1 protein-coding gene is annotated in these 1,174 nt (G+C 79.9%); it reads left to right on the top strand.

Annotation, left to right across the window (positions count from 1 at the left end):
- A partial coding sequence (locus ABD308_RS37330) for an ABC transporter substrate-binding protein (protein WP_344345083.1) occupies nt 1-1,174 on the top strand: 1,174 nt, incomplete at both ends.

The raw sequence follows: 1,174 nt of genomic DNA, 5'->3' as shown, positions 1-1,174 counted from the left end.
CGCCCGACCCCGCGCCGCCCGCCCCGGCCGTCGTCACCGGGGACGTCCGCCCGGTCGACCGGGCCGCCGTCCGCGACGGCGGCACCCTGCGCTGGGCCGTCGACACCGTCCCGGCCACCCTGAACGTCTACCAGCCCGCCGCCACCGCCGGCTCCGCGCTGCTCGCGCACGCCCTCTACCCCGCGCTGTTCCGGCCGGACGCGCACGGCGAGTGGACGCCGGACCCGGACTACCTGACCGCCGCCGAGTCCACCCCGCCCGGCCGGCTGCCCCAGGTGGTCACCTACCACCTCAACCCGCACGCCGTCTGGAGCGACGGCACCCCGCTCTCCGCCGCCGACCTGATCGCCCAGCGGGCCGCGCTCTCCGGCCCGGACCCCGCCCACCCCGCCACCGGCCCCGCCGGGTACGCGGCCGTCGACTCCATCGCCCAGGGCGCCGACCCGCACGAGGTCAAGGTCACCTTCCGACAGCCCTACGGCGAGTGGCAGGCCCTGTTCGGCCCGCTCTACCCCGCCGCCGAGACCGCCACCGCCGCCGCCTTCGGCCGCGCGCTGCCCGGCGGCACCGCCCACCCGACGGCGGGCCCGTTCCTGGTCGACGGGTACGACCCGGTGGGCGGGAAGGCCACCCTGGTCCGCAACCCGTTCTGGTGGGGCGAGCAGGCCAAGGCGGACCGGATCGAGTTCCTCGCCGTCCCGGCCGAGCGGCGGACCGAGGAGCTGGCCCAGGGCCGGCTGGACCTCGCCCCGCTGACCACGGCGGTCGAGCACGCCGGGCCCGACCCCGCCGAGGCGCTGCGCCGGGCCGGAGCGCTGCCCGGCGTCACCCTGCACCGGGCCGCCGGGACCGGCCTCGCCCAGCTCACCCTGAACGCCGCCCGCGAACCGCTCACCGACCCCGTGCTGCGCCGCGCGCTCGCCCGGGCCGTCGACCGGCGGCACGCCGCGGACGCCGCGCTGACCCCGTTCGGCCTGCCCGCCGCGCCGCTCGGCCACCACCTGCTGGCCGGCGACCAGCCCGGCTACCGGGACGACGCCGACGCGCTGGGCGGCGCCGAGCCCGGCCGGATGCTGGACTCGGCCGGCTGGAAGCGCCCCGCCACCGGGGGCACCCGCGCCCGGGGCGGCCGCGAACTGGCGCTCACCCTGCTGGTCCTGGCCGCCCTGCTGGT

The organism is Kitasatospora putterlickiae (assembly GCF_039527695.1).
Lineage (GTDB): Bacteria > Actinomycetota > Actinomycetes > Streptomycetales > Streptomycetaceae > Kitasatospora > Kitasatospora putterlickiae.
The sequence above is the reverse complement of the archived record's forward strand: the minus strand, read 5'-3'. Positions and strand labels throughout refer to the sequence as shown.